The organism is Fibrobacter sp. UWT2, assembly GCF_900142545.1.
Classification (GTDB): Bacteria; Fibrobacterota; Fibrobacteria; order Fibrobacterales; family Fibrobacteraceae; genus Fibrobacter.
In genome coordinates, this window is record NZ_FRBF01000003.1 from 127912 (window position 1) to 154057 (window position 26146).

Consider the following 26146-nt stretch of genomic DNA (forward strand, 5'->3'; position numbering starts at 1 on the left):
TTTAGGTGGGGTAAATCCCTTTTTGCCGGATTTATTTTTGAGAAAGGTTGTGTAGTGTTGGAAAAAGGATGGTACAAGATGTTTGGAATCGAAACAAAAAAAATTGCTTGCGTTGCCCTTGCTTTGGTTGGAGGTCTCTTCACACAAGGGTTTTCTCAAGACGTTCTTTATCCTGATATGTTCGCGTTGAACGAAGTTCAACTGCTTGACGGTCCGTTAAAGGAGCGCCAAGACTTGAACGTAGAAACCCTGCTGAGTTACGACGTGGACCGCCTTCTGGCGCCGTTCTACGAAGAAGCGGGCATGAGACCGAAAGCATCCAAGTTCCCGAACTGGGCTGGTTTGGACGGGCATGTACTCGGGCATTACCTGAGTGCGCTTGCGATGCATTACGCCGACAATGACGACATTCAGGTTAAAGAACGGTTGGAATATGTCTTGAATGAACTCAAGACGATTCAGGACCAGAATTCCAAGGACAATAACTTTAAGGGCTATATTAGCGGCGTGCCCAACGGCAAAAAGATGTGGCTCAGCATGAAGAGCGGCAATGCCGGCGCCCAGAATGGCTATTGGGTACCATGGTACAATATTCACAAGCTTTACGCGGGCCTGCGCGATGCCTACATTTATGCAGGCTATGAACAGGCTAAGACCATGTTCTTGGCTCTTTGCGATTGGGGCTTAACAATTACGGGCGGCCTCAACGATTCCAAGATGGAATCGATGCTAGGCACGGAACATGGCGGCATGGCCGAAGTCTATGCCGACGCCTACGCGCTCACCAAACAAGACAAGTACTTGAAAGAGGCCAAACGCTGGTCGCACAAGTGGCTTTTGAATGCCATGGCGGCAAGCAATGATAACCTGACCAACGTGCATGCGAATACGCAGGTGCCGAAAGTTGTGGGCTTTGCGCGCGTTGCCGAACTCACGAATGACGCAACATATGTAAAGGGCTCCGAATACTTCTGGGATCGTGTGGTCAACAAGAGAAGCATTGCAATCGGCGGCAACAGCATTTCGGAACATTTCCCCTCTTTCGATAACCACAAAAAGTATGTGGAAGAGCGCGAAGGACCGGAATCTTGCAACACCTACAACATGCTCAAGCTCACGGAACGCCTGTTCAATATGGACCATAGCGCCAAGCAGGCGGATTTCTACGAACGTGCGCTCTTTAACCATATCTTATCCACAATACATCCAAAACATGGCGGGTACGTGTACTTCACTCCTGCACGTCCCCGCCATTACCGGGTGTATTCCAAGGTGAACGCGGCCATGTGGTGCTGCGTGGGTTCGGGCATGGAAAACCCGGCCAAGTACAATCAGTTTATTTACACCAAAGACGGCGACAAACTTTACGTGAACCTCTTTGCTGCATCTATACTGAATTGGAAGGCGAAGAACGTGCAAATCAAGCAAGAGACTGCATTCCCGAAGGGTGAAAGTTCCAAGTTCACCGTTACCGGCTCCGGCTCTTTCGACATGCAGATTCGTCACCCGTACTGGGTCAAAGAAGGCGAATTCAAGGTGATCGTCAACGGCGACACTGTGGTGAAAAAGTCTGACCCTTCGAGTTACGTGTCGGCCGGAAAATCTTGGAAGAGCGGCGATGTGATCGAAGTGCTTTACCCGATGCATGTGCATACCGAAGACCTGCCGAATGTGTCTGACTACGTGGCGCTCATGTACGGCCCGATTGTGCTCTCGGCAAAAACGGGAACCGCAAACTTAAACGGCCTCGTAGCCGATGACGGTCGCTGGAGCCATATTGCCTCGGGCGCGCTCGAATCGCTTGACCAGGCGCCCATGCTTGCAAGCAAAAAAGAAGATATTCCCTCGAAGCTTGAACCTGTCAAGGGCGAACCGCTGCACTTCAAGGCGCCGTACTTGTTTGCGAACAAGAAAGACGGCAGCCTGCTTCTGGAGCCTTTCTACGAGGTGCATGACGCACGCTACATGATGTACTGGATGGTGCTTACGGACCCCTCGATTCTGGAACGCCTAAGAAAGGAACAGGAAGAAGCCTTGGCGCTCGACGAAAAGACGGTTGACAAGGTGGCTCCTGGCGAGCAGCAGCCCGAAGTGGATCACCAGATGAAGACCGAAAATACGACCTCTGGTACGGCAAACGGTGAATTCTACCGCGACGCAGGTAAGTGCAATGCGGGCGACGGCGGCATGATCAGCTACGTGCTCGAAACCAATAGCGAAGATTCCTTGAGCCTGATGGTTCGCTATTGGGGCAACGAAGGCTGCTCCCGTACCTTTGATATCATGATCGACGGCGAAAAGCTCGCGACCGAAAGCATCGAGGGCAAGTGGAACAAGAAGGAATTCGTGAATGAAGTCTATGCGATTCCCGATGCCATGGTCAAGGGCAAAAAGGAAATCCGCGTGACGTTCCAAGCGGGTGCCGGCAACATGGTGGGTGGCCTCTACGGTGTGCGCCTGCTGCGCAACAAGCCCAAGCCTGAACCGACGGCGATTGCCGCAAAATTGGCTACTCGCCCTGATTTGAAGGCCCGCGTTTACGGCGGAGAATTGCAGATTGATGCCGGTACGGCGCTTTCGCAGGGCTATACCGCCAGAATTTTCAGCATGAACGGTCGCTTGGTAAAGTCGCAGGCGCTTGCGGCGGGGCAATCCAGCTTCAGCATCGGCCTTGGCGACGTGCAAAACGGCATGTACATTTTGAAGATCCAACGCGACGGCTTTAGCTACGGCACGACGATTTTCAGAAAAAACCGATAAAATTGAGAACATTTCGCAGAATTTGAGAACATGAATTCTGCGAAATTCTGAGTTTTGTGCTTAAATTTGTTAAATTTTAGTTAATTTAGGACGTTTTGCTAATATAGAGCTATATTTACCATATAAAATTTGAGAACATTTTAAAAGTTCTCCGGGATGGATATATGGTAAATTGGGTGAATAAGTTCAAAATGGCGGCCTTGGCCGCCGCTTTGGGCACAGGCGTTGCCTCGGCAGAAAAGACGGTTGTGTTTTTTACGCCATGGTCGAATACCAATGCGGTCTTGTTCATGAACGGCGATTCCGTGGCGACAATGACTGCGCTTGACAATTATTGTGGCTGGTTCAAGGCGACCGTCGACGCTCCCGAAAAGAATTTCAACGTCTACTTCAAGCAGACCGTTGGCCTGAATTACGTGGGCGCCGAGGGCATGGTGACTGAAGAACCTATGATCGCAGGCGAAATATCGCTCGATTCCGTGGCAGCACTTTCGGACACCATTTGGGTGCAGGGCTACAAGACCGATGTTCCGGCGCAGTTTTCGGGCTACCCTGGCGTACTCGGCGATTGTCCGCTCAAGAAAATTCCCGTGACCGTTTACGACTGGCTGCACGGAACCAAAGGCGACGGCGACGGTAGCGGCAAAAATGGTGACCCCGCAAACGGAGTCAGTGCCGACTTTGGTTCGGGCGGATGTTCCGGCAAGGACAAGGCCGTCACAGGCATGGTTGAATACAACCTCGGCGAAAACGGAGTCCCCGTGCGCGCAGACCCGTTCCCCGAAAAATGCAAGATTACGGAACATCTCGACAGTTGGTTTTTGCCCGAAGTCATTGCCAAAGACGACGAAGGCAACGAGTACACCAACATGACTTGCCGCGACCTTTACGTGTCTATGGACGACGAAGGATTCTGGCTTGCTGAAGTTTCCAAAGACCAGATTTCTAAAGGCAACGAGGCCAATTCGGACGGCATGTTCCTGTTGGACGATTTTGAATTTCTCGACGAAGCGAAGACGGTTCCGAACCCTTATTACGACCAACTGAAGGGAACAAAAATCGGAAAGCATAACTTCGGCTATGCTGCAAAAATCCAGGCGACGTTTGAATACGTTCCGGGGCAGTATTTTGATTTTTACGGTGACGACGATGTGTGGGTGTTTATCGACCACCGCCTGGCGGTAGACATTGGCGGGCAGCATGGCCAGGTGGCGGGCGCTGTGGATCTCGATACCATCGGGCAGAATACGGGCGACAAACTTGTTCCCGGCAAAATCTACGACTTCCATATTTTCTATGTGGAACGCCATACGGGCTCTTCGAATTTCCGCATGCGTACCTCGATTGATTTGCAGGTTGATGCGTCAATCTTCTTGTCGTCGGACAATCGCGACGGCGGCACCACTTACGAAGTCTGGCAGATAAACAAGAAGAGCGAGCTTTCTTGCAACTTTGATGCAAATTCTACCGAGCTCGATACGACCGGTGGCGTGTCTACCTTCAAGCTTACGGGCGGAAACCTCGCAGGGCCAGAAATTCTGGGCATTGGCACCCATTACGAAGGTATCAAGATTACGAGCGATTCTACGTTCTCCATTGACTCTGCGGCGATTGTTTCTAGCTTTGCGCTTGCCCCCGGCCATTACTTCTTAGAAATCACGCTCAAGGCGGACCCGAGTCAAATGGTGAAGGTCGAAATTACGGTGCCCTCTTATTCTGTGCCGAGTGTCGCGTTTGCAAAAGAAGACTGGACGATTCTCGGTAAAGAGGTTTCGGGCGACACCGCCCAAATTGGCCCCTGGGCGTATGCGACATACCAGGTGAACATTACCTTCTTTGAAGAATGGGCGAAGGTCAACAATTACAACCGCAAGATTAATCTTTCTTTCTCGAACCCGGATATCGATATTTTAGATACGGTGGGCGGCAAGAAAATCAATGCCGTGACTCTCGACGAAAACGGTCGCGCCACGTTCTACGTGCGTGCGAATTCCCCTGTGTCGGGCGTGAACCTTACGGCCAAGGGCGCTGCAGCGGGTGTTTCGGTTTGGAGTAACTTGAAATTTGCCGAACCGCCTGCACCCCGTGTAGAACGCGCCATTGTGGTAGATAGAAACGGTGACGGCCGTGCAGATAGTTTGTATGTGCATTTCGAGCGCTCTATCATGGGCAATAGCCGACTTGATTCGATCCAGTTTACCTTTGGCGAATCGTTCCAACCGACATCGAAATTCAAGGTGATAAACGAAACCGATATCGTGATCACGGCTGAAGACATGACCGGCGAAGGATGCAGCAAGAGCGTTTGCGGCTTTGGCAGTAGGCAATTTACGGGCGATGCGTCCGGTGTTTACACAGGGACTTTGAATAACTGGTTCACCTACGAAAACGAAGGCGAAGTAAGCAGTTTCTATATCGAAAATGAACCTGTTGCCGATGGCGTTGGCCCCATTATTCTTGCGGCTTCGAAAACCGAAAACAAAGACGGGAATAGATTTTTGAACATTACCTTTAGCGAAGCGATTACGGATGAATCCAGGGCCGCCTTTGCCGAGATGTTTGAATTCACCTGCATACGTTCGGGCTCGAATCAGGTACCCGAAAAGCCTGTATTGCAGAGCGGTTTGGGTACGCAAATGATGTTGGTTTATGCCGTAAGCGAAATGGATGCGGTGCTCCCGAATGCCGGGGACATGATTCGCTTTGCGCCTCGCGGCTCCGCGCGTGATTTGGTCGGCAATGCGCCGCATGCCGAAAATCCGTGGGTCGTAATTACCGGAAACCAGGACCTCGGCGTAGAAAATCCGGGTGTTGTCGCGCTTGGCGAAGATCCCTACGATATCATCAAGAATAATTCTGTAACGCAGCCGAAGCTTATTACGGGTACAACGCAGACTGCCCAGCAGATAGCTGATTCACTGGGCGTGCAAGGGACTCTTCTTGATTTCGATATCGCAAAAATCATGGTGGAACAGACGAAAAATTCGGTCGATGCTCTTGACGCCTTTATCAAGTCGCGCATAGGGAGCGAAACCGATTATGACACGACTATTACGAGCATTAGCGAACAAGAAGCGCTTGCGCAGTTGTTCAACGATATCCGCGTGAATCTGTTGGATACGTCGTACGGCTTTAGCGAACAGACCATCAATGGTATTTTGGACGGTTCCATTACCGAAGAAAACTACAAGGCCTTTGTGGGCGAACAGGAACTTGGCGTGATAGCGACCATGACCGAAGCCAATATCGAAGCGAGCCGCGACACGACCATTACCATAGGCGGGGTTACGACAGTAACTCAGGGCGACATGTTCGAATTGATCCGTAGCGGAAAACTGGATGCCGAACTTGCCGAGGCGGGGGTGAGCGAAAAACTGGTCGAGGCAATCAAGCGGGGCGATGTGACCGAATACAACCTCGAAGAATACCGCAGCGGCGAAAAGACGGTTGTGGCCGACAATGCAGTCGAACTTTACTACCGCACGCATTATTTTAGCCAATTTGGCCAGTATGTGGGCGGAACGTCGGGTTCCATCAAGTGTTCCGACAAAGAAGTGTACGGCGACGAAGGCTGCCTCAAAAACAAGGGTAAAGTGTTCCTTGCCTGGAACATGCGCTCCAAAAACGGGCGATTGGTGGGTACAGGCGTCTATATTGCGCGCCTCGAAGTCAAAATTGTGGTAGACGGCAAGAATACGGTGCACCGCACGCACGATTACCTATGGGGCGTACGCCGCGGAAAATCGGGATTTTAGCCCCCCCCATTGACATTATGTCAATAGAATCTCCTTTTAGGGGGTTCTTTTTTTTTCGCTTAAAAGGTAATTTATAATCAGGTTGTTTGAAAAGGTGGAAAGGAAGGTGTTCTTATGATGTTTGGATTCAGGCGTGCCGCCTGCGTCGTTTTGGAGGCTACAGCTATTTCGGCAGTGAATTCTTTCGCTGTCACAAGTCAGTTCCGCGGTGTGAACTGGGCAGATAAACGCGATAATTTCGTGTCAGACGTGCTGGTGCTTTCGGGCATGAGCCTGTCGGACAATTACCAGTCGGCATCTGTGGTGGCAGACCGCGTTATCGGGCAGTTCCAGGAGCTTTTCGGCACCAACAGCGTGCGAATTCCGGTGAACGAACCCACGATTCTCAAGTTCTGGGATACCTACACGGGCGTTATCGACATGGGTCTTTCCAAGGGCCGCATCGTGATGGGCTACTGGGGCCCCGCACAGCCTTCAGGCCCGAAAAATATGAATGATTGGTGGAGCATGTGGGCAAAAATCGTCGAAAAATACGGCGATCACCCGAATGCCTATTTTGAAATATTCAACGAACCGCACATGTACAGCAAAACGGAACTGCGCGACCTTTATGCCCAGTGGTTGAGCAAGTTCCCGAATGTGCCGCGCGACCATATTCTGCTCGACGGTTCGGGCCTTGCCTGGAATGTGCCCGACATTGCCGACGACCCGCGTTTTGAAGGTTGCCTTTTCGCGGTGCACGAATACACCTTCTGGAACATGAGCATTACCACCGAGCAGGGCTGGAAAAACAGCTTCAAGGGCAAAGTGGGCAAGTACGTTGACCGCACCGTGTGTACAGAATGGGGCGGTGCCATGAGCCCTGGCGACAAGGCGGGCGTGCATTACGACTACATGGACTATAATTCTACTCCGACGAATTACTTTATGGCCTACATTCGCGGCATGTCCGATCAATTGCGCGAATGGGAAATGGGTAGTTTTTACTGGCCGGGGCTTCGCGATGGCGACTGGTACAGTATGACAAAGCGCAGCGGCGAAGGCGCAAACATCAAGCTCGAAATCGTGAACCAGTCGGGCGTAGACCGCATGAAAATGGCTTGGGCCGACACCGTCGAAACGAACCCGCCAGAACGCAAGGCATACAATGACAAGGTTGCCGAAATTCCGGGGAAAATCGAGGCCGAAAATTACGACGAGGGCGGTAACCGATTCAGTTTCTATGACAAAGATGCTTCAAACAAGGGCGAAATCTACCGCGAAGATGCCGTAGATGTCGTTACCCTCGATGGTGCGACTTGCAATGGTGACGCTTGCAAGGGTTACGCGATTGGTTACACCGAAGCGGGCGAGTGGCTTGAATACAGCGTGAAAGTCGCTGCCGATGGCAAGTACGGCGTTCGCGCGAACGTGGCGACAGCGTCCGAAACTTCAAAAATCCAGCTGCTTGTCGACGGCAAGGTGCTTCTCGATACCATTACATTCGAAAAGGTCGACACGACCTGGAATGTATACAAACAAGTTGATCTCGGAACCGCAAACCTTACTGCTGGCGAACACATTCTAAGGCTTGTCATTGCAGGCAGCTATGTGAATGTAGACTGGCTCCAGTTCTGCGAAAAAGAAACTTGTGAAGACAAAACAGGAATCCGCGCAATCGCTCCGACAGCGGTTTCCAAGACGGCCCCGCGCCTCCGCAAGCAAGGCGGCAAGCTCTTTGTCGAAAAGAACGGAATGCGCTTTGACTTGACCGGACACCGTATCAAATAAGTGTTTCGGCATTGACAACTTGTCAACGAGAACTCCCGAAAAGGGAGTTCTTTTTTTGACATCAAAAGGTATTTTTTTACTGGTGTGGATTTTTCGTGAGGTTTCTTATGGATACAAGGATTCTTTCTTTGGCCTTTGGCTGCACGCTCGCTTTTGCAGGTGCCGCCGCTGCCGCCACTCAGGCGACGTTCTATGTTTCCCCCTCTGGCAATGATGCTGCCGCGGGTACAAAAGATGCTCCGTTCAAGACGATTACGCAGGCACAAAAAGCCGTGCGCGCCATTAACGGTTCTATGACAGGCGACATCGAAGTCATTCTTCGCGAAGGCACCTACGTGCTCCCTGCAACCATTGCATTTGACGAACGCGACGGCGGTAAGGACGGCCACTACGTGCGCTATAAAGCTGCCGATGGCGAAAAGCCCTTGATTACCGGCGGTATGGGCATTACCGGCTGGACCATTCACGACGAGGCGAACAACATCTGGAAAGCCGAAGGCGTTGAAGGCCGTTTCCGCCAGCTTTACGTGAACAACCGCAAGGCGGTTCGCGCTTGTTTTCCCAACGTGATTGCCGCAAACGAAAAGGGCAACGGCGGTTTCGACCACGATTTCGTGCGCCTCACGAAGGTGGACTCTTCGGGCCGCGCCTTCGATGTCTCTGCCGACTACATCAAGAATATCAAGAACATCGAGGATGTCGAAATCCACTTGATGATTGCCTGGTCCGAAAACATTTTGCGCTTGGAAAAGGCCCAGGTAAACGGCGGCACCGCAAAGCTCATCCCCAAGGATCCTGAACGCACCAAGCTGTTCCACCGCGCTTTCCCCATGCTCGGCACCGCCTTCATGAGCAATCCGCCCAAGCAGCAGGTTTTCTATCTGGAAAATTCCTACGACCTGATTGACGCTCCGGGTGAATGGTACCTGGACGAAAAGAACCATGTGCTTTATTACAAGCCGCGTTCCGGCGAAAGTATGGCGACTGCCCACGTGGTTGCACCCCGCCTCAATACTTTGTTCAGCGTTTTGGGTAAAGACACCAAGAATAAGGTGGGCTACATGTCTTTCGAAGGCCTGACCTTTGCCCATTCCAATTATACACGCCCGAGCGAAGAGGGCTTCTTGGATTTGCAGGCGGCAAATTTCAATGTAGACGTTCTTCCGGATCAGAGCCGCGGAAACTGGGAAAAGCTGAACAGCAACAAGTACTTGCTGTGGCGCCCCGATGCGGCTTTCCGCGTCGAAAATGCGCACCACTTCTTGGTGCAGGGTAACGTATTCTCGCAGATTGCAGCCACCGGCCTTGACTTTGTCTCGGGTACCAATGACGACATGATTCAGGGCAATGCCTTCTTCGAAATCGGTGCCGCGGGCATTATGCTGGGCAAGTTCTATCAGGATTCTACGACTGAAATCCATATCGCCTATAATCCCAGCGACAAGGACGAAATCAGCACCCGCGATACGGTCAAGAACAACCTGGTCACCAACGTGACGAACGAACATCAGGGTGCCGTAGGTATTGGCGCCGGTTACCCCCGCTATGTGGTAATCGAACATAACGAAGTCTCTTACACTTACTACTCCGGCATTTCTATTGGCTTTGGCTGGACAAAGCAGCAGACAGCCATGACCAATAACCATGTGAACTGGAATGAAATTCACCACATTGCGCGCTTGCTTTGCGACTCCGGCCCGATTTACACTTTGAGTAACCAGGGCACTGGCAGCGAAATTCAGCACAACTACATTCACGATAACGGAACCTCCAAGTGGGCGGATTACTGGAACGTGCCTATTTACCTGGACGAAGGTTCCAGCGGCTTTACCGTGAAAGAAAACGTGTTCAAGAATTCCCCTGCAGGCGTAGGCCAGAATCAGGCGGGTCAGAACACTCTGCAGCAGTCCAATAACTATTACAGCGATGATGTGGTAAACAACGCCGGTATCGAAAAGGCCTTCCGTTACATCCGCGACATCAAGGAAATTCCGCTCGCTGACTTTAACGGCGCCATGGAACAGACCCCGTACAAGGCTCAGCTCACCCTCCCGGGAATTGTGCAACTCGAAGACTACGATATGGGCGGCCAGAGCGTATCGTATAGCGACAAGGACTTTGTGAACGAAGGTGGCGCCTACCGCGAAGACGGTGTCGACATTGTGCAGGTAGATTCTGCCGACGCTAGCAAGGGTTATGCCATTGGCTACACTCAGGCAGGCGAATGGCTTGAATACTCCGTGAACGTGGTGACCGCAAGCAAGTTCGTGTTCCGCGCCAGCGTGGCAGACGGCCTCGAAGGCGGTGGCATTCGCCTGTTTATCGACGGTAAGGCCGTGACCGATACGATTGCGGTACCGCAGACCGACGACTGGAACACCTATACGCTCATGGATGGCGAAACCAGCGAAATCGAAAAGGGCGAACATATTCTGCGCCTGCAGTTCACCGGTGCTTACGTGAATATCGACTGGATTCAGTTCGCACTCACCAAGGACGAACTTGGAACCACCGGAATTCGCGCCTACAGCATGGACTTCATGCCGAATGCGGATCGCTCTCTGAAGGTGTTTAACGCAAGCGGTCGCTTGATGGGTGTCTTCAATAACCGCGCGGGCCTCTCGCTCACTGAAACCTTGAAGCAGGCTGGCCTTGCAAAGGGAATCTACCTGGTGCGTGGCGCTGGCAAGACGCTCCGCGTGCAGGTGAAGTAATCGGCGCTAGATAAACTTGGGTCTATAAGAAAGGCGGGCAAATGCCCGCCTAATTTTTTTTCAGCAGCGGATGCTGCCATGGCTTCTTCGCGGCCTTCAAAAACTTCTGATTGGTTTTCTTCGACCTGAATATCTTCTTTGTTTTCCATATAAATCCCTTTAAGTTGTATGTACTTAAAGGGAATATATAAAAATTATCGCAGGATGTAGTAGCCGGGACTTGTGCGGGTGTGCGTGACGTTTCGGCCCTTGGTGTCGAAGCGCCTTGTGGTTCCGTATTGGGGCGCAGGTCGAATCGTGGCTTTTGGCCTGATGCCGTCAACGACGGTCGGCGTTGACGTAGTGAGCAGTACTGCGGTAATTGACTTTGCGGGGAGCGTCATCTTGAAACTGTTAATGCTGTAGCCAGTCGCAGAGGTGGTTCCGCCCTGCGGATTTGCATCTACCACGTTTTCTTTCAACGCGTTGCTTGTGTGTGAAACGAACGTTTCGCCTTGGAGATTTTGCAAGGTGAGTGTTTTGACTGTTCCGTCGGAGGCGAAGTTCGCAAGATCGATGTTGATTTCTTGTGCGTCCTTTTCTGCGCGGTTCACGAAGATGACTGTGAGCGAATCGCCCTTGTTGCTGATGGAACTATAAGCTGAAACGAGTGAGTCGTTTGTGGAGGCGGATTCGATGCGATTCGCATGCCCGTAGCGACTGAACAGGTGGACTGCTTCGTACATGCCGTCTCCCCATGTCCACGGGGTGAATATTTCGACGCCGTTGTCCTGCATGGTGCCGATGAACGAGGCGTAGGTGAGGGCTGTGACCATGGGGTCATCTTCGTCGATGAGGCTTGTTTCGGTAATGCCGAGCGTGATGCCATGATCCTTGCCGAAGTATTTGTCGAGCCAGTCGTTAATACGCTTGAAGATGTATTCCTTTTGGTTGTCGTTGTCCCAGCCGCCGTTTACCATCTTGATTCCGTTTGCGCCGGAGTAGTTGTAGGTGGTGTCGAATAGTACGCGGTGCCAGTTCATGCGCGATTCGTAATCCTTTTCGCTTGGGTACCAGTGAATGTCCAGGACGTCAAGCAGGCGCACGCCAGATGTCTTTTGTTCTTCGGCGACCTTCATGATAAAGTATTCGAGCCAGCAGTAATTGCGATCGGGGCCTTTGGGACGGTCCTGTTCGTTATACGAGGCGACGGAACACCATTGCCATTCGTTTGCGGCAACGGGGCCGGTGAGCTTGATATCTTTCCATTGCGCGCGAGCTTTTTTTGCGACTTCGATGTAGTGTTCTACAAGAAAATCTCCGGTGACGGGTAAGTCGAGGTCGGAATGTGTGCCGCGCCAGATTTCCATTTCGTTGTCCATGCTCCAGTATTTAAAGCGGCTCATGTCGAACTTGAGTTCGTCACGCCAGTACGGGATGATGGCGACGGTGGAGTCGGCGGGCCATTCCATGTTGTAGAGCTTGTAGTCGCCGGCCTTTACGAGTGTCTTGCCGTCTTCATCTACTTCGCCGCCACCTGCAAGGTCGAGTGTCGAGGTCGCGTAGAATCCGTGCTCTTGTTTCCAGTTCCAGTCGCCAAAGTTGTAGTCGGTGGAGCTGGCGGCGAAACCGGTGAGCTGGAAGGCGTACATGGCGTCGATACCCGGCATTTTGTCAAGGACTTTTTGTGCGGTAATCGCCCAGTCGTGAGAGTAAACGTTGTTGTACCAGTCGGGGTGAACGGTCATTTTGTGACGCCAGTTGTAGCGCGTGGCGTTGTTGCCGTTGTTTGCACGCAGCATATGCACGCCCGCTTCGAGCATCTGGTTGATGAAAGCGGTTTCTTCTTCATTCACTTCGGGGTCGCCATCGCTGATTTTATCAATGTTGCGCCCGTACAGGTACTGTGAAATTTTCTTGATACCTTTTTGCGTGTCGACGGTGATGTCGATGGCGGCTGTAGATACGGTCGTGAAACCCGCGACGGTAATAGCGGCTAAAAGTTTTTTCATAAAACAACCCTTTTTAAACAACCTGCCTTTAAAATAATCTCTTTTTTGAAAAAGCGGTTGAAGAGTCGAGGGCGTTTTTATGCATTTATGTTGAAAATCCCGCAACGAATACGATGCGGATTGGGACAAAATGGCGCGGACTTTGGTTTACACTTTCACGTGGAAGTAGTCGATTTCGGGGTGGCTGATGTAGAGGCCGCTCACGGAGGCCTGCGGGTACATGGCGCCGTTTTCGGTGAGGCTGATGCCTACGCTGCCGAAGTCGATGAGTTTTGCGACATTGAAGATTTCCTTGATGTTCGGGAGCACGGGGTAGCCGACGGCCGGGCGGATGCCCTTCCAGTTGTTGGTGCGTTCGAGTTCCTTGCTCAAGTATTCGGCGCCGGCTTCGGCCAGGCGGTCGGCGACAGTCTGCATCAAGAGAACGTCGTAGTCGCTGCCGCCCTGTTCGGCTTTCAGCTTTTCGAGGCGCTTGACGAAGGCGTCGCTTACGGTGACGGCGAAGGCACCCACGATGTCGCGGAAAACATCTTTACCGGCGGGAGCGGCGAAGACGCTTGCGGTGTTCGCATTCGCAGGAGCAACGTAGTCACAGAGCGCGAGGCAAGTGCCTTCGGGATTCTGCTGGCGTGCCGTGGCGACTTCGACAAGGTCGGAGTCGGTGCCGGTACGGCCCGTGTTGAAGATGACCGACTTTTCCGTACCGGCTGCAGGGTAGAACGCCTGCACGGCACGCAGTGCATACTCGGGCTTTGTGAGCGACTTGATGAGTGCTTCGGCATCGGCCTTGAGTTTTTTTGCTTCTTCTTCTTCGGGCTTGATTTTCCAAGTGAAGAAGAAGTATTCCCAGCTGATAAGCGGGATAACTTTTTCGAGCGGAATCGGCGGGAGCTTGCTTTCGCCCATGAACGGCGGTTCCACAGGCTGGTACTTGCTCCAGTCGCATTGATAGCGACGTTCTTCCGGAGTCTTTTCGGCAGCGGCCATGGCGCTTGCGGCTTCGGTCTGGATGCCGTTTTGCTTGTCGCGGATGCGCTGCTGTTCTTCACGGTTTTCGCGAATCGTAGTCTCGCTAGTGGCCGGATCCAAAAGTTTTTGGGCGAGGCCCGGGTTGCTCGCGGCGTCGCGCACGTGGAATACGGGGCCGTCGTAGCACGGGGCAATTTTCACGGCGGTGTGCGTGGGCGAGGTTGTAGCGCCGCCCACGATAATCGGAATGCGTTGGCCTGCGTCCTGCATGGCCTTCGCCACGGTGCACATTTCTTCGAGCGACGGTGTAATCAGTCCGGAGAGGCTCAAGATGTCGGCCTTGTTTTCGATGACGGCCTTTACGATGACATCTTCGGGAACCATCACGCCGAGGTCCACCATTTCGTAGCCGTTACAGGCCATAATCACGGAGACGATGTTCTTGCCGATATCGTGCACGTCGCCCTTCACGGTGGCGATTACGATCTTGCCGCGGCTCGATGCGTTGGTATCCTTGCCCGCCTCGATGTAGGGCTGCAAAATTTCCACGGCCTTCTTCATGGTGCGTGCAGTCTTCACCACCTGCGGCAAGAACATCTTGCCTTCGCCGAAGCGGCGGCCGACTTCGTTCATGCCGTCCATGAGCGGGCCAGAGATGATTCCCACCGGGCTATCGCCGCGGTTGATAAGTTCCATCAAGTCGGGCTGAAGCGTCGTGGAAGTTCCCTTGAGCAATGCTTCTTGCAGGCGTTCTTCGGGTGTGGTGGGCTTTGCATCTGCGGCGGCGTTTGCGCTGTCGTCAGAAGAGCTGCTTGCGTCCGTGCTCATGGCGAAAATCGCCTTCGGGTCGTATTTGGTGCCCGCTTCCTTGGCGGCTGCGGCGGCCGCGGTCATACGGCTTGCAATTTCGATGAGTGCTTCGCTCGCGTCCGGTTCCGTGTTGTAGATGACTTCGGTAATCGCCATGCGGAGTTCCAGCGGAATCGTCTTGTATTCGATAATTGCGCTGGGGTTCATGATGGCCATGCCCATGCCGTTCGGAATCGCGTAATGCAGGAACGTGGTATGCATCGCTTCGCGCAGGTAGTTGTTGCCGCGGAAAGCGAAGGAAAGGTTCGAGAGACCGCCCGAAATGCGTACGCCGGGAAGGTTGTCCATAATCCAGCGGACCGCGCGGATAAAGTCGATGGCGTAGGCGTTGTGTTCCGCCATGCCGGTTGCGACGGTCAAAACGTTCGGGTCGTAAATAATGTCAGAAGGATCGAAGCCGAGCTTTTTGACCATGATGTCGTAAGCGCGGGCGGCAATTTGCACGCGGCGCTCGTAGTTGGTGGCCTGACCTTCTTCGTCGAAGAGCATCACGATGACGGCACCACCGAGGCGCTTGATAGTGAGCGCATGCTCAATGAAAGCTTTTTCGCCCATCTTTAGGGAGATGGAGTTCACGATGCACTTGCCCTGGGCGCACTTGAGGCCCGCTTCAATCACTTCGAAACGGGAAGAGTCCACCATAATCGGCACGCGGCTGATAGCCGGGTCCGAAGCGAGCAGGTTCAGGAAGGTCTGCATTTCGGCGGTAGCGTCCAAGAGGCCGTCGTCCATGTTTACGTCGATCACGTCGGCGCCGTCTTCCACTTGCTTGCGGGCGATGTCGAGCGCTTCTTCGTAATTCTTTTCGTTGATAAGGCGGAGGAACTTCTTGGAGCCAGCCACGTTGCAGCGTTCACCCACCTTCACAAAATCTTCGGCGTTGCAGCTGTCGGCACCGTTACTCGGACGCACCTGTTCCTTGAACAGCGGTTCCAAACCGGCGAGGCGGAGCAGCGGGCTTGTGGCATACTTGGGTGCGGGCTTGCGGCGTTCGTAATCGGCCGGTAGGGCGTCGAGCATCTTACGCATGGCGGCGATGTGTTCCGGCGTGGTACCGCAGCAACCGCCAATCATGTTCACGAGCTTATCGTCCAGGTAAACGCCCATGAGTCGCACCATGTCTTCGGGCGTGTCATCGTAACCGCCGAACTGGTTCGGAAGACCCGCATTCGGGTGACAGCTAATGTAGCAAGGAGCGACCTTGCCCATACGGCGCAGGTACGGCACCATACCGTCGGCACCGAGACCGCAGTTCAAGCCGATAGAAAGCGGATGCATGTGCATCACGCTTACGGCGAATGCTTCCACCGTCTGACCCGAAAGCGTACGGCCCGAGGCGTCGCTCACCGTCATGGAGAACATGACTTCGACAGGGCGCGAAACATTTTCCATCACTTTGACAAAAGCACTGGCGGCAGCCTTCGCATTCAGCGTATCAAAAATCGTTTCAATCAGAATAGCATCAACGCCTTCTTCTACCAGCACCTGAATCTGTTCCAGGTAGGCGTCTTCGAGTTCGTCAAAGGTGATGCTACGGCTTGCGGGGTCGTTCACGTCTTCGCTCATGGAGAGCATCTTGCTCGTGGGGCCCACGTCGCCCAGAATGTACACCTGGCGGCCATACTTTTCCATGGCTTCTGCCGCAGCCTGCTTCGCAATCTTCACGGCAGCGCGGTTCATTTCGGCAATGCGGTGTTCCTGGTGGTATTCGTGCTGGCTGACGCGTTGGCTCGAGAACGTATTCGTCGTCAGACAGTCCACGCCCGCATCCACGTAACGGCGCTGGATATCGAGAATGATATCCGGCTTTTCGATGGAGAGCATGTCGTTGTTCGCGCCCTTGATTCCGTAGGTCTGAATAACAGAACCCATGCCGCCATCGAGCAGCATCATCTTACTTTCAAAAGCTTCGCGTAACGTCATTTTTCTATCATCATCCCGGCGTTGTTTTATGCATTTATTTAGTTTTATGCATAAAAGATAGAAAAAGGCGGAGCCTCTTTCAAGACCCTCTTTTGGGAGGTTCGGGGCGTTTGGTGGGTTATTCCTGCTCAGGATACGTGCCGGAATCGTAGCTGTTCGTCTCTTCCGGGTAATCGTAGCCTTCGATGCAACGCACAAAATGGTAGTCTTCGTGGCAGAGCATGGCTTCGCAATAATCGGTGCCGCCAAAGCGGTAGTGCCTTAACTGCTTGACTTCTACGTTGCCGTTTTCGTCGGGCCAAAGGGGGACTTCTTTCGAGTCCTTGGTCCAGTAAGATCCAAAAGCGTAAGTTTCGCCGTATTCTTCGGTGCATTCACCGTCATAATAGTGGCGTGTCAGAGTGGAAAAATTCATCCCGGTGGCATTCGTCGGGAAGAAGAATACTTCCGCGTCGGTCGAGTAGGACTGTGAACCGCTAAGGTTTCCGACTTGATGGATAGAGTAGAAGGGCCTGCGGTAGGCGGCAGAGAACAAGTCGTCGTAAGAAGCGTTTACGGGAAGGTTCGATTTCAGGTTTTCCAGCTCGGCGGCTTTTGGCAGGCGCCATCCTTCGGGGCAAACGCCGTTGATGTCGGATTCCGGATATTCCAAGCCCGCGTCCGAAGGCTGCTTGATCTTGGGAGAATCCCCTATAAAAGTGCGGCTTCCCGGAGTCTTGTATCGCATATCCTGTGCCATCCAAGTCTGGTCGCCAATGGTGATGGTCTTGTAGACTTGGCCATCGCGAGGGTCTGTCATCTGTCCGGTTTTCGCCTTGTGCGGCAACTTGGGGAATCCCCAGAACTTGATCAAGGCGATACACACGTTGGGATAGAGTTTTCCCGGATAAATATCTTCGATTTCAATGATGATCTTGAAAACGTTTTTCAGCGGCCTGTCAAAAACGATGATATCGGCGTGCGGGTCCTTGTACCCGTGCCATTTCGGTTTTGCGAGAGTGGCCACCTTCACGAGGTTATCCGAGGTGTTCAGGTAAATCTTGAGGCTTTTGGCGAGGCTGTTGTTTACGTAAGAGGCGGAATCGCGCATATACCCGTTATACAGGGTAATCTGATCCAGTCGCTGGGCCTCTACCAAGAATTCCAAGGTGATTGATTTGTCATTGTACTTGGCACTCCATACCTGGTAGAAGGGGTGTACGTACTTTTTCATGACCATGTTTTCGGGACGGAAGGTGTTCTGGCCATAATCCGGCAAGGTGGCGGAAGCCTTGATGCCGTTAATGGGAACGTCCGTAATTGCATAGGATAACGCTACTCCTGCAAGAATGAGTAGCGTTATCAATTTCGCCGATAAACTTTTCACGGGACACAATATATCTTTTTTTAAGCCCCAGCGAATGGAACAGAAATAAAAAAATATTTACCATTTGCCGTTAGTCAAGGCATTTTTCGAGTTCCATTCGAATGGTATCTTTATTGTAACCGTTGCCAATAAAGACGACCTGGTTTTCGCGGTCGCCATAGCGGGAATCCCAGTTTTCTCTGACTTCAGGATTTTCGGCAAGGTAGGCTTGCTTTTGATCCTCGCGCAGAGCGTCTATCCAAAAGGAAACGGGCATGACCGAGGAATTTCTGCCGGCCTGTTCGAACAGTTGCACATCCCTGCTCGCATCCGAGAACCAGATGTAGCCTTTGGAGCGAATGAGTTCGGCGGGGTAGCGGTTGTTGACGAAATCCATGAATCGAGTTCTGTTGAATGGTTGCCTTGTCTCGAAAACGAATGACGAAATTCCGTATTCGTCTACGCAACTGTCGCGTCTGCGTCCGGATTGCAGTAAGCTTGCGGTAGCTTTTTGAATGGCCGAGGACGATTCGATTTGACCATAGTTGAATGGCTTGGTCGTCATGATCTTATCGATATCGATGTCGCCGTTTACCGAATGGATAATCGGTGCGCGGGGCTGGAAATCTCGCACGATGGATTCGACTTCCTTGAGTTGGTCTTCGCTGAGTAAATCGCACTTGTTCAAGACGATGAAATTGCAGAATTCGATTTGGTCTACAATCAATGTGGAAATTTCTTCTTGCGAAAGATCATATTGGTCGGCGAGGTGATCCCGCTGTTCTTTTTTATGCTTCAGGTCGCTGAGGAATTCGCGGTAGATGCGGTCTGCATCGACGACGGTAACGATGGAGGTCAAGTAGACATTCGTTTTGGGATTGTCTTCTTCGTAGGCCAAGAAGCTTGCGCTGACGGCGCCGGGGTCGCTAATGCCGGAGGCTTCGACGAATACGACTTCGATAGAATCCAGTTTGGAAATCTTTTCGACTTGTTCGATAAATTCGTCGCGGAGGGTGCAACAGATGCAACCGTTTTGCAGTTCGAACATCGGACATTCGGCAACGTTCGAACCATTCTTCTTCAAGATTTCGGCATCGACATTGATGCTGCCCATGTCGTTGACGATGAGGGCGACTTTTCGTTTCTCTTGCTTGAGAATGTTGTTCAAGAGAGTCGTTTTGCCGGAGCCCAGGTATCCGGTAATGAGGATGACGGGTTTCTTGTTCTTTTTCATGGTTCTCCTTTGTGGTTTGATGGGTGTTACCATTCGATTTTGGCAAGTGCGCTAAAGTTGCGGCCCTTTTCGGGCATCACCGATTTGAGTCGTGAAAGGTGATTGCGTACGTCAGCGTCGAAAATGTTGTCGGTGCGGAAAACGAGGCTGTAATGGGCGAGGGCGAGTTCCCAGTAGAATTCTAGCGATGCTCCGAAGGTGATGTAGCCGGGAGTGCGTTCCTCGTATTTATCCACCTTATGTTGGGCGAGTGCAAAGTCGGTGTGCGCCCCGGTGCGTACATGTTCCCAGAGGTAGCCGAGTTCGCCGTGGAACTTGAACGGCGGAATTTGCGGCATGTCGCTCCAGTGGGTGTTGCGGTACATGCCGCGCACATAGCTTGCAGAGGTGGCGGCACGGAAGCCCTGCTCCGCTACAGTTTCTACAGAGGCGCTGGCGCCGTAGAGCAGGGCTTCGTCGCCCCGCACTTCGTAAATGGGGAGTAGCTGTGACCAGTTGGTGTCTCCGGTGGCGCGCGGGGCGAGGTGGTTCTGGAACCACGTGCCGTAAGCGGAGGTGCGTACATTTAGGTATTCGCCGTAAGCGCGGTATTCAAGCTCGCCGCCGTAGCCGCTTTCGGCATCTAGCTTATGGTTCCCCCGTTCGTAGGTGTAGGCGGCGAGATGCGGCCCCTGATTGTAAAGCTCCTCGATGGTGGGCGCCCGTGTGGTCCTGAAGACATCAAGCGTCAAGAATTTTCCCACACCGACGCGTTGCGAAAATTCCACGTCGAATGCCCATAAAGCAAAGTTGCGGTCTTCGATGGCCTCCATGTCGGCCACCACACTTTCGTGGGGCCTAAAGAAAGCACCTCCCATTCTTGCTGCTGCTGTAATCTCCAACCCACGCCACCCACTCGTCGTTACAGAAGCAAATGTTGCCGCCCCGTAAGACTGAGTCGGTGGCGTGAATACGTAGCCGCCCATTTCAATCCAGCGGGTTTCCAGTTCCGCTCCTAGTTTCAGGCCGAAAAGGGGGCCGAGATTCGCCATTGTTTTTTCTATAAGGAGTATTCTTTGATTTACGGCGAACTCAGCCCCCACGGCGCTACCTTCATATTCCTTGTGATGATATTGATTGCTTCGAAAGGTCAAACTCAAGGTGTCGATTGATGAGTTGGCCGGCAAATAAAGTCCACGAAGCGTCAAGTCGCGTTTCCACATTTCGATGTCGACGCCATTCGGGTGCCCGCCAATGAATCCGCCTGGAATTCCATAGTCGCTGTTGAACCAGCGGTAAGATGCTCCGAAACGGAAACGCCCCAAGGCGTAAGCCGCGCCCACGGCGCCGCTCCCATTTTCAATATCTGTATTTTTCAGTGTGCCATCGGGCGTTTCCATGTCACCCATGCGTCGCCCCGAAAGTTCTCCTTTCAACGAAACGCCTGCAACCGACGCGTTTGCTCCCACGGCCGTTGCGTACCCCGACTGTGCACTTTCTGAATACCCCGCGACATAGCCGTGAAAAAGGGTGTCGTCAAAGGGAATGTCCCTGCGTTCCACTTGCACTACGCCGCCCGCGGCAGAAAACGAATGCGCCAAGATATGCGGCCCGCGTAAAACGCGAAGTCGGTGTGCGGTTAAAACTTCTGATGCGACGGCGTGATCGGGCGATGTGGCACTCATGTCTCCACAAAAGGCGCCGTCTTCGGTAATTTCTACATGGCTTCCTGAAAGCCCCTTGATGACGGGGCGTGCGGCGGCAGGACCCATCGAGCGAATGGCTACGTCGGGCTCGTTTTTGATGGTTTCGGCAATGGTTGTGGAAAGTTTGCGCTCCAGGGCGTCCTTTTTCAAATCGTCATCTTCGCGCAATCCATCCAAAATGGCGTGCGTCGGGCCTTCCGTTTGCACCACCGAACTTCCTAAATCCTGCACAAAATCTTGAGCCGAATCTTGCTCTATAATTTGGGCAAAAGAAGAGTGAAGGAAGCCTCCTAAAAGGAGGCTCCCCATGGCAGCCCTAATAAGGCTAATCTTCATGTTCGTGCTCGTGATCGTGGTGGTCATGATCATCATCGTCGTCGTCATGATGATGTTCATGGAACGGGCATTCTTCTGCGTCCAAGGCCTTGTCTACGACAACGCGAATTGCCGGTGTACGTGCGTCCGCATGGTCGTGGTGATTTACCTTCAGAATCAAAGTTGTTTCACCTTCCTTGACTCCCTTCAGGTGGAAACCCCAGCTACCGCAGGAGTGTACGTCAAGAATTTTTTCGTCGGCGATTTCCCAGGCGAGGGAATGCTCGTCATCCGTCGGGGGTTCCACTTCTTTTTTATTGTCGTCAAGGAACTTCACGGAGATGTGTTCACTCATGCAGTTTGCATTCACGTGCATCACTTCGATAGAGGAATCGGCCTTGCCGCGATAAACGCTGTAGGCGAGTTGCCAGTCTCCCCAATAAAGGTTCCAGCCTTCGGCTTCAAAGTGTTCGTGCTGGTCGGTAGAGGCACTATTGCTGTCGCCACAGGCGGCAAAGAATACGCTAAGGACAACGGCAAGAAATGCCGCGTAAACGGTTTTGAAATTTTTCATTTTTCTCTCGATTGTTTGGTTTGATGTGGTTAAAGTTTTAACGAATTATATCGAGAGAACAGGAGGGGCGCGCGGCCTCGAAAAATGAAAATGCGGATTCGTCTTGAAGACGCGAGTTTCACTTACAAGTTCACAAATAACCACCAAAAACACGGCGACTTCGGGAACATCGCCACTAAAGTCGAGACCATTCTGCACTAGCGCGCAGACCGGGCAATCATCATGCTCGTCAAAGTCATCGTGATGGTGCTGGGCGATAGAGAGTACGCCCGCCACTACCAAAGCAACGATTATGGTCTTCAAAAACTTCACTAAAAATCCAGTTAAAAAACGGAATTATTTCTTGGTCTGCATTTCTGCATTGCGAATGATGGGGAATCCTCCGCCACCTTCGTCTTTTTCGTAATCGAAGTCGCCTTCGACTATGATGGCATCGCCTTCGGCGGGGTATTCTTTGGGGTATTTGCGCGGCTTTGCAAGCTCGAAGGCGAGTCCTTGCGAACAGCAGGCGAGCGCGTCGGCGATAACGCAGCCGTAAAAGCGTCGGTCGATTTGATCGTCGTAGTAGCTGGAAAATACGCCGGCCATCTTGATGTGCTTTCCTTGGAACTTGACGGGCTCTGTCACCATACGGTTAACCATGGCGAACACAACGGTGCCGCTCATTTTAGTCAAGTCAAAATGAATGGTCTTGGTTTGGCCCGGCTTTTGCGCGAAGCTTGGTGCTACAAGCGCGAATAAAACGAGGAATAAGAATATTCTAGACATTAAACTCTTTTATCGCGAATCAGGCTGACAAGGCAAATGATTCCGAACACCACGATGTCTATCGCCACGATGGTAGAACCTACGGGCGTCCCCGCCAAAATGGCGATCAAGATTCCGGTAAGCGAACACAAGACCGAGATAATGCCTGCGGCAACGGTTACCGAGAAAAAGCTCTTGAAAAGACGCATGGCCGAAAGGGCTGGGAATACGACCAAGGCAGACACCAGCAAGGCGCCCACCAGGTTCATGGCAAGAACAATGATGACGGCGATAATCACGGCAACGAGGATGTTGTAAAGCATCACGCGTACGCCTGTCGCCTGGGCGAAATTTTCGTCAAAGGTGATAGCAAAAATTTTATGGTAGAAAATAACGAATACGGTAAGTACAGCAATGGAAAGTGCCACGCAAAGGTAGACTTCTTCTACCTTGAGCGTGAGAATCGATGTAGAGCCGAAAAGTGTGGTACACACGTCGCCCGAAATATTTGCCGACGTAGAGAAAATATTCATGAGTAAGTAACCGATAGCGAGCGCCCCCACCGATACCATGGCGATGGCGGCATCGCCTTTGACCTTTGCCTTTTTTCCCGAGCACAAAAGCAGCACGGCGACTGCGATGGTGATGGGGAGAATAATTAGCATATTGTTGGTAACCTTGAGAACGGCTGCAATCGAAAGCGCACCGAAGGCCACATGAGAAAGACCGTCGCCAATGTAGGAATAGCGCTTGAGCACGAGAGTGACGCCCAAGAGCGACGAACACAGCGAAACGAGAACGCCCACGATAATTGCATAGCGCACAAACGGGAAATCCAGGTAGAAGAAGAGCTTGTCGAGTAATTCAGGCATGGGACTATCCTCTCCTATCTTCAATCGGGTCGAAATCCAGAATGCGGCTGGATTCTCTGTGGGCTGCTTCAAGATCGTGAGTCACCATGATGATGGTCATACCGCTCTTGTGCAAGTCGCTAATGATTCTGTACATGGATTCTGTCGATTCCGGATCAAGGCCGGTGACGGGCTCGTCGAGCAACAGCAAACGTTCGGCGGCGCAGAGGGCCCGGGCCAAAAGCACGCGTTGCCTTTGGCCCCCCGAAAGTTCGCGGAAGCAGGCCTTGCGCAAACTTTCGGTCCGCGTAAGCGCCATGCACTCCATGGCGCGTTCCCGGTGGGCCCTCTTGTAAAACGGCAAGAGTCCTTTTTTACCCTGGAACGCAGAGAGCACGATTTCTTCGACCGACGCCGGAAAATCTTTCTGCACGTTCGTGATTTGCGGCAAGTAGCCAATCTGGTTTCGCGTAAGGCCGTCGCACAATTCGATACTTCCACTCTTGGGCGAAAGCAGTCCCGAAATGCCGCGCAAGAGCGTGGTCTTTCCGGAACCATTGCGGCCCACGATGCAAAGGTATTCCCCTGCATTAATATCGTAGTCGAAATCGCTCACGATATCTTTGTTCCCGTACCCAAGTGTCAATTGACGGCACTTAATCAAAACCATAATGAACCTACTTCAAAGCCTTTTTAATCACTTCGAGATTTTCGCGCATGATATCGAGGTAGTTTGCGGAATCCATCTGCGAAGTCTTTATGGACTGCATCGAATTGAGGGTGAGTACCTCGGCGGTCTTGGATTTTTTGCTTGCGGCAAGTACGGCCTGTGCAATCTTGCCGTTGCCACCGTCGATCGTGAAGATGGCGGGCAGCGCTAACGAATCCATTTTGTTGGCGAGGAAGGCGACCGTCTCGAAACTCGCTTCGCTTTCGGCGGAACAGCCAACAAACGCGGCATAATACTTAATGCCATAATCGTCCACCAGATAGCGAAACGGGAACCTGTCGCCGAACAGGACTGTCTTGTGGGTGACGCTATCCATCGCGGCGCGGTATTGGGCGTCCAGGGCGCTGATTTTTGCAATGTAAAGGCCTGCGTTCATGTGGTATTCCATGGCGTGAGCCGTATCTGCTTTTGAAATGGCGTCTGCAAGGGCCATCACCAGGATTTCGGCATTCTTCAGCGAGAGCCAAACGTGTTCGTCATTTTCCACTTCTTCGGCGTGAGCTTCGTGCTCGTGATGATCTTCGTGATGCTCATGTTCTTCGGCGTGTTCGTGATGCTCGTGTTCCTCTTCGGCTTGCATGCCTTCGACGATTTCTTCGGCCTTGACGCGGTCACCCAAAGCCTCGAGCAAGTTCACTTGCACGCGTTTTTCGTTGGGCGTTGCTTCAAGAGCCTTTTCGATCCATTCGTCCGATTCACCGCCGACGTACACGATCATGTCGGCCTTGGCGATTGTGGCGATATCGGCCGCCGAGGGCTTGTAACTGTGCAAGTCCATACCGTTCTTGATCAGGAGCGTCAGGTCCAGGGAATCGGCCTGGTTGCCCAGGATTTCCTTGAGCCAGGCGTACTGCGGGTAAATGGTGGCAACAACGGAAATCTTTTTGCCGTTGCTTGCCGGTTGTTCAGGATTCTTCTTTTCGGAATCCGGGTTGCACGCTATAAAGAGTGTAAGTAGCGCAAAAATAGATGCAATGAATGCGATCTTCTTCATTAAAAGTCCTTCGCCATTTTGGCGTGAAATTGTACGTGTGAATAAGATGCCTTGCGACAATATGTCGCGTTCAATCGGAACACATCAATTCAGTAGCAGGACTTTTTGTGAAACAAGTGTCGTCGGCTGCGAAGTCGCAGCCCTAAAGCAAACTAGTTTGAAGTAGAAAAATCGTAATGCAAGTTCGAACGGTGCTACCACCAGTTCCATGCAAACCGAAATCAGTTCCAGGCAACGGTGGATGTGGTGACACACGTGGCAGTGTTCGCCGTGACAGTGGTGCTCCAAATGCTTGGCCACGTAGAGCGAAGCCAAGACGACGAGTAACTTGTTGAACAGGGCGTTAACCATGACGCCTCCGCGAACAACCCGCACAGCGTCCGAGCAACACCGATTGCTGCTGGTCCAGTTCAAAACCGCTGCGCTGCACCGAAAGCTGCAACACCTTGAGGGCGGGGCCTTCCAGGTGGAAGAACTTGCCGCATTCCTTGCAAACGAGGTGCATTTTTTCTTCGCAACGACCGGGTCCCGTATAGCGGTACTGCAACTCATTATTCTCGGCGGCGCCGACAATCTGGATCATTCCCGCCTTTTCGAGCCTGGACAGGTTCCTGTAAATGGTGCTCAGCGAAACTTCGGACAGGCTCTGGGCCAATTCGGAGGCCTTGAAAATCCGGTCGGGATTTTCGGCCATGTAGTCCATGATCATCTGTCGGGTCTGAGTTTTGTATTCCATTTCCAAAAACGCCTAATTTGCGAACGATTCGCAAATATAGTAAAATTGCGAATGGTTTGCAATTTGTAGGTTGGCAAGACCCCAAATCCCTTTTTTTGGGGATTTTGCCCCATTTAGGCCATTTTGTGACCATTGTCACAACCGATTTGGATAAAACGTCCACGGCATTTTTGCCGTTGGTAT

Annotated in this window: 18 protein-coding genes; 4 read left to right on the forward strand and 14 right to left on the reverse strand. The window is 52.4% G+C overall.

The genetic code is table 11. The features are described from left to right. Positions 1 to 78: 78 nt before the first annotated feature. From BUA40_RS02880 to BUA40_RS02895, 4 genes are all read left to right on the forward strand, one after another. Positions 79 to 2760, forward strand: coding sequence for a beta-L-arabinofuranosidase domain-containing protein (locus BUA40_RS02880; protein WP_143149673.1), 2682 nt, complete (start codon positions 79 to 81; stop codon positions 2758 to 2760). Between the two features lie 176 nt (positions 2761 to 2936). Next, positions 2937 to 6515 (forward strand): fibro-slime domain-containing protein, encoded by a 3579-nt coding sequence (locus BUA40_RS02885; protein ID WP_255369173.1) that lies wholly within the window; start codon positions 2937 to 2939, stop codon positions 6513 to 6515. A gap of 114 nt (positions 6516 to 6629) precedes the next feature. Then, positions 6630 to 8285: a carbohydrate-binding protein gene (locus tag BUA40_RS02890; RefSeq protein ID WP_255369174.1), complete on the forward strand. Its 1656-nt coding sequence runs from the start codon at positions 6630 to 6632 to the stop codon at positions 8283 to 8285. Between the two features lie 107 nt (positions 8286 to 8392). Then, positions 8393 to 10999: a carbohydrate-binding protein gene (locus tag BUA40_RS02895; protein ID WP_072798140.1), complete on the forward strand. Its 2607-nt coding sequence runs from the start codon at positions 8393 to 8395 to the stop codon at positions 10997 to 10999. Here the strand turns inward: BUA40_RS02895 and BUA40_RS14325 are convergent. From BUA40_RS14325 to BUA40_RS02955, 14 genes are all read right to left on the reverse strand, one after another. Continuing rightward, positions 10951 to 11148 carry a hypothetical protein gene (locus tag BUA40_RS14325; RefSeq protein WP_143149674.1) on the reverse strand — a complete coding sequence of 66 codons (198 nt, stop codon included), beginning with the start codon at positions 11146 to 11148 and terminating at the stop codon, positions 10951 to 10953. The two genes, BUA40_RS02895 and BUA40_RS14325, sit on opposite strands and share 49 nt — an antisense overlap. 45 nt (positions 11149 to 11193) lie before the next feature. Then, positions 11194 to 12990, reverse strand: coding sequence for a glycoside hydrolase family 44 protein (locus BUA40_RS02900; protein WP_083585240.1), 1797 nt, complete (start codon positions 12988 to 12990; stop codon positions 11194 to 11196). A 147-nt stretch (positions 12991 to 13137) separates the two neighbouring features. Continuing rightward, positions 13138 to 16752, reverse strand: a complete 3615-nt coding sequence (metH, locus tag BUA40_RS02905; RefSeq protein WP_072798142.1) for a methionine synthase — start codon at positions 16750 to 16752, stop codon at positions 13138 to 13140. Positions 16753 to 16870: 118 nt separating this feature from the next. Beyond that, entirely contained in the window at positions 16871 to 18118 is a 1248-nt protein-coding gene (locus BUA40_RS14330; RefSeq protein ID WP_255369175.1) for an FISUMP domain-containing protein, read from the reverse strand. A 70-nt stretch (positions 18119 to 18188) separates the two neighbouring features. After that, positions 18189 to 19331, reverse strand: a complete 1143-nt coding sequence (locus BUA40_RS02915) for a CobW family GTP-binding protein (protein ID WP_072798146.1) — start codon at positions 19329 to 19331, stop codon at positions 18189 to 18191. A 26-nt stretch (positions 19332 to 19357) separates the two neighbouring features. Continuing rightward, on the reverse strand, positions 19358 to 21412 hold the full coding sequence (locus BUA40_RS02920; protein WP_255369176.1) for a TonB-dependent receptor domain-containing protein: 2055 nt from the start codon (positions 21410 to 21412) through the stop codon (positions 19358 to 19360). Continuing rightward, a complete protein-coding gene (locus BUA40_RS02925; protein ID WP_072798148.1) occupies positions 21342 to 21905 on the reverse strand; it encodes a hypothetical protein in 564 nt (187 codons plus the stop codon). The genes BUA40_RS02920 and BUA40_RS02925 overlap by 71 nt, the downstream gene beginning before the upstream one ends. A 45-nt stretch (positions 21906 to 21950) precedes the next feature. Further along, positions 21951 to 22208: a hypothetical protein gene (locus tag BUA40_RS02930; protein WP_178299517.1), complete on the reverse strand. Its 258-nt coding sequence runs from the start codon at positions 22206 to 22208 to the stop codon at positions 21951 to 21953. A 33-nt stretch (positions 22209 to 22241) separates the two neighbouring features. Next, on the reverse strand, positions 22242 to 22673 hold the full coding sequence (locus BUA40_RS02935; RefSeq protein ID WP_072798152.1) for a hypothetical protein: 432 nt from the start codon (positions 22671 to 22673) through the stop codon (positions 22242 to 22244). Further along, positions 22673 to 23524: a metal ABC transporter permease gene (locus tag BUA40_RS02940; RefSeq protein ID WP_072798154.1), complete on the reverse strand. Its 852-nt coding sequence runs from the start codon at positions 23522 to 23524 to the stop codon at positions 22673 to 22675. Before BUA40_RS02940 ends, BUA40_RS02935 begins: the two co-directional genes overlap by 1 nt. Positions 23525 to 23528: 4 nt before the next feature. Next, complete coding sequence (locus BUA40_RS02945; protein WP_072798156.1) at positions 23529 to 24173, reverse strand: metal ABC transporter ATP-binding protein; 645 nt, start codon at positions 24171 to 24173, stop codon at positions 23529 to 23531. Positions 24174 to 24180: 7 nt separating this feature from the next. Continuing rightward, positions 24181 to 25227: a metal ABC transporter substrate-binding protein gene (locus BUA40_RS02950; RefSeq protein WP_072798159.1), complete on the reverse strand. Its 1047-nt coding sequence runs from the start codon at positions 25225 to 25227 to the stop codon at positions 24181 to 24183. 84 nt (positions 25228 to 25311) lie between these two features. After that, positions 25312 to 25578 carry a hypothetical protein gene (locus BUA40_RS14335; RefSeq protein WP_143149675.1) on the reverse strand — a complete coding sequence of 89 codons (267 nt, stop codon included), beginning with the start codon at positions 25576 to 25578 and terminating at the stop codon, positions 25312 to 25314. Beyond that, a complete protein-coding gene (locus BUA40_RS02955; protein WP_072798161.1) occupies positions 25571 to 25963 on the reverse strand; it encodes a Fur family transcriptional regulator in 393 nt (130 codons plus the stop codon). The genes BUA40_RS14335 and BUA40_RS02955 overlap by 8 nt, the downstream gene beginning before the upstream one ends. Positions 25964 to 26146 lie beyond the last annotated feature (183 nt).